Genomic DNA, 4,141 nt, shown 5'->3' with positions numbered 1-4,141 from the left:
GCTCACAGCTGGTTCCTGAAATCGCTGCCGTCCCGTATCGGCCTGCTGATGGACATGACCCTGCGTGATATCGAGCGCGTTCTCTATTTTGAGAGCTATGTCGTTATCGATCCGGGCATGACCACGCTTGAGAAAGGTCAGCTGCTGAACGACGAGCAGTATTTCGAAGCTCTCGAAGAGTTCGGTGACGACTTTGATGCCCGCATGGGTGCCGAGGCTGTCCGCGAGCTGCTGCACGCTATCGATCTGGAGCACGAGATTGGCCGTCTGCGCGAAGAAATTCCGCAAACCAACTCCGAAACCAAGATCAAGAAGCTGTCCAAACGCCTGAAACTGATGGAAGCGTTCCAGGGTTCTGGCAACCTGCCTGAGTGGATGGTGTTGACCGTTCTGCCGGTTCTGCCGCCAGATCTGCGTCCACTGGTTCCCCTGGATGGTGGCCGTTTCGCGACGTCTGACCTCAACGATCTGTATCGTCGAGTGATCAACCGTAACAACCGTTTGAAGCGCCTGCTGGATCTGTCCGCTCCGGACATCATCGTGCGCAACGAAAAGCGCATGCTGCAGGAAGCTGTGGACGCGCTTCTCGACAACGGTCGTCGTGGTCGCGCCATTACCGGCTCGAACAAGCGTCCTCTGAAATCCTTGGCTGACATGATCAAGGGTAAGCAAGGTCGTTTCCGTCAGAACTTGCTTGGTAAGCGTGTTGACTACTCGGGTCGTTCGGTTATTACCGTAGGTCCCACCCTGCGTCTGCACCAATGCGGTCTGCCGAAGAAAATGGCACTTGAGCTGTTCAAGCCGTTCATTTTTGGCAAGCTGGAAATGCGTGGTCTGGCGACCACCATCAAGGCTGCCAAGAAGATGGTCGAGCGTGAGCTGCCAGAAGTTTGGGACGTTCTCGCTGAAGTGATTCGTGAACACCCGGTACTGCTTAACCGTGCACCGACTCTTCACCGTCTGGGTATTCAGGCGTTTGAACCGGTGTTGATCGAAGGTAAGGCAATCCAGCTGCACCCGCTGGTTTGTGCGGCATACAACGCCGACTTCGACGGTGACCAAATGGCCGTTCACGTACCGCTGACACTGGAAGCCCAGTTGGAAGCGCGTGCGTTGATGATGTCGACCAACAACATTCTGTCGCCAGCCAACGGTGAGCCAATCATCGTTCCTTCGCAGGACGTTGTACTGGGTCTGTACTACATGACTCGTGAGGCGATCAACGCCAAGGGCGAAGGTCGTGTGTTCGCGGACCTGCAGGAAGTCGATCGCGTGTTCCGCGCCGGCGAAGCTGCGCTGCACGCCAAGATCAAGGTTCGTATCAACGAAACCGTGAACGATCGTGATGGCGGTAGCGTGACCAATACCCGCATTGTCGACACCACTGTCGGCCGTGCATTGCTGTTCCAGGTGGTTCCGGCGGGGCTGTCCTTCGACGTGGTCAACACGCCGATGAAGAAGAAAGCGATCTCCAAGCTGATCAACCAGTGCTACCGCGTGGTTGGTCTGAAAGAGACTGTGATCTTTGCTGACCAGTTGATGTACACCGGTTTCGCGTACTCGACGATCTCGGGTGTTTCGATTGGCGTTAACGACTTCGTTATCCCTGATGAGAAAGCTCGCATCATCGATACTGCTACCGAAGAAGTTAAAGAAATTGAAAGCCAGTACGCGTCCGGCCTGGTCACTCAGGGCGAGAAGTACAACAAGGTGATCGACCTTTGGTCGAAGGCGAACGACGAAGTGTCCAAGGCGATGATGGCCAACCTCTCGAAAGAGAAGGTCGTTGACCGTCACGGCGAGACCGTGGACCAGGAATCGTTCAACTCGATGTACATGATGGCTGACTCGGGTGCGCGGGGTTCCGCTGCACAGATTCGTCAGTTGGCGGGTATGCGGGGCCTGATGGCCAAGCCGGACGGCTCGATCATTGAGACGCCGATCACGGCGAACTTCCGTGAAGGTCTGAGCGTACTTCAGTACTTCATCTCGACTCACGGTGCTCGTAAAGGTCTGGCGGATACCGCGTTGAAAACCGCGAACTCCGGTTATCTGACTCGCCGTCTGGTAGACGTGGCGCAAGACCTGGTCGTGACCGAAGTCGACTGCGGCACCGAACAGGGCCTGCTGATGACTCCGCACATCGAAGGCGGTGACGTCGTCGAGCCGCTGGGTGAGCGCGTACTGGGTCGTGTGATCGCACGTGACGTATTCAAGCCGGGCACCGAGGACGTCATCGTTCCTGCAGGCACTCTGGTAGATGAGAAGTGGGTCGAGTTCATCGAGCTGAACAGCATCGACGAAGTCGTCGTGCGCTCGCCGATCAGCTGTGAAACCCGCTACGGCATCTGCGCCAAGTGCTACGGCCGTGATCTGGCTCGTGGTCATCTGGTGAACATTGGTGAAGCGGTTGGCGTTATCGCTGCACAGTCCATCGGTGAGCCGGGTACCCAACTGACCATGCGCACGTTCCACATCGGTGGTGCGGCAAGCCGTACTTCCGCTGCCGACAGTGTTCAGGTCAAGAATGGCGGTGTTGTACGCCTGCACAACCTGAAGCACGTCGAGCGTGCTGACGGCAACTTGGTTGCCGTTTCTCGTTCCGGCGAGTTGGCGATTGCCGATGAATTCGGTCGTGAACGCGAGCGTTACAAGCTGCCATACGGTGCCGTGATTTCGGTGAAAGAAGGTGACAAGGTCGACGCTGGCGCTATTGTGGCCAAGTGGGACCCGCACACTCACCCAATCGTTACCGAGCTGAAAGGTACTGTGACCTACGTGGGCATGGAAGAGGGTATTACGATCAAGCGCCAGACCGACGAATTGACCGGTCTGACCAACATCGAAGTACTTGATCCGAAGGATCGTCCTGCTGCTGGCAAGGACATTCGTCCAGCGGTCAAGATGGTCGGTGTAGATGGCAAGGATCTGTTGCTGCCTGGTACCGACGTACCGGCGCAATACTTCCTGCCGGCGAACGCGCTGGTTGGTATCGCGGACGGCGCACAAGTGGGTGTGGGTGACGTACTCGCTCGTATTCCGCAAGAAACGTCGAAAACCCGTGACATCACCGGTGGTCTGCCGCGCGTTGCCGACCTGTTCGAAGCGCGTCGTCCAAAAGAAGCGTCGATCCTCGCAGAAGTCAGCGGTACGATCGCCTTCGGTAAAGAGACTAAGGGCAAGCGTCGTCTGGTGATTACGCCGAACGATGGTAGCGACCCGTACGAAGAGCTGATTCCGAAGTGGCGTCACCTGAACGTGTTCGAGGGGGAGCAGGTAAACCGTGGTGAGGTTATCTCCGACGGTCCTAGCGATCCGCATGACATTCTGCGTTTGCTGGGTGTCAGCGCACTGGCGAAATACATCGTCAACGAGATTCAGGACGTTTACCGTCTGCAAGGCGTGAAGATCAACGACAAGCACATCGAAACGATTCTTCGCCAGATGCTGCGCAAGGTCGAGATCAGCGAGTCGGGCGATTCGAGCTTCATCAAGGGCGACCAGATGGAGTTGACGCATGTCTTGGTAGAGAACGAGCGACTGGTACAAGAGGAGAAGTTCATTGCGAAGTTCACCCGCGTACTGCTCGGCATCACCAAAGCATCGTTGTCTACCGAATCGTTCATCTCGGCGGCTTCCTTCCAGGAAACCACTCGCGTTCTGACCGAGGCGGCCGTAACCGGCAAGCGCGATTATCTGCGTGGCCTGAAGGAGAACGTCGTCGTGGGTCGTTTGATCCCGGCGGGCACTGGTCTGGCTTATCACAGCGAACGTAAGCGTCGTCGTGATTCCGAAAAACCGCTGCGCGTTAGCGCGAGCGAAGTGGAAGCAGCGCTGACCGAAGCGCTGAATTCCAGCAACAATTGAGTGTACTGCCCTGTTGTTCTGTGGCCTTCCTGTTCGACAGCTGTCTGTCGCCTCAGGTGGGTTGCGGAGGGCAGGGCATTGCCTTGACTGGGGGCAGGATCCTCTTTAGACTCTTGAACCCCAAAATCTGGCGGGACTTTCGTCCTGCCATTTTGCTTTTCTTGCAAGACAATAGCGTCGCAAGACAACAGTGGAGCTAGTAGATGGCAACTATCAACCAGCTGGTACGTCAGCCGCGCAAGCGTATCGTCGAGAAATCCGACGTTCCTGCGCT

1 protein-coding gene and 1 pseudogene are annotated in these 4,141 nt (G+C 56.6%); both read left to right on the top strand.

Going from position 1 to position 4,141, the window contains the following annotated elements; translation table 11 throughout:
* Positions 1-3,867 (top strand): DNA-directed RNA polymerase subunit beta' (rpoC, locus tag ACI2KB_RS29000; RefSeq protein WP_404640507.1); only part of this gene is annotated, 3,867 nt, incomplete at its 5' end.
* Between the two features lie 203 nt (positions 3,868-4,070).
* Positions 4,071-4,141: pseudogene (gene rpsL, locus ACI2KB_RS28995) on the top strand (30S ribosomal protein S12); the annotation flags it as partial.

Origin of the sequence: Pseudomonas sp. NPDC088444 (genome assembly GCF_044900175.1) — a bacterium.
GTDB lineage: Bacteria > Pseudomonadota > Gammaproteobacteria > Pseudomonadales > Pseudomonadaceae > Aquipseudomonas.
The sequence above is the reverse complement of the archived record's forward strand: the minus strand, read 5'-3'. Positions and strand labels throughout refer to the sequence as shown.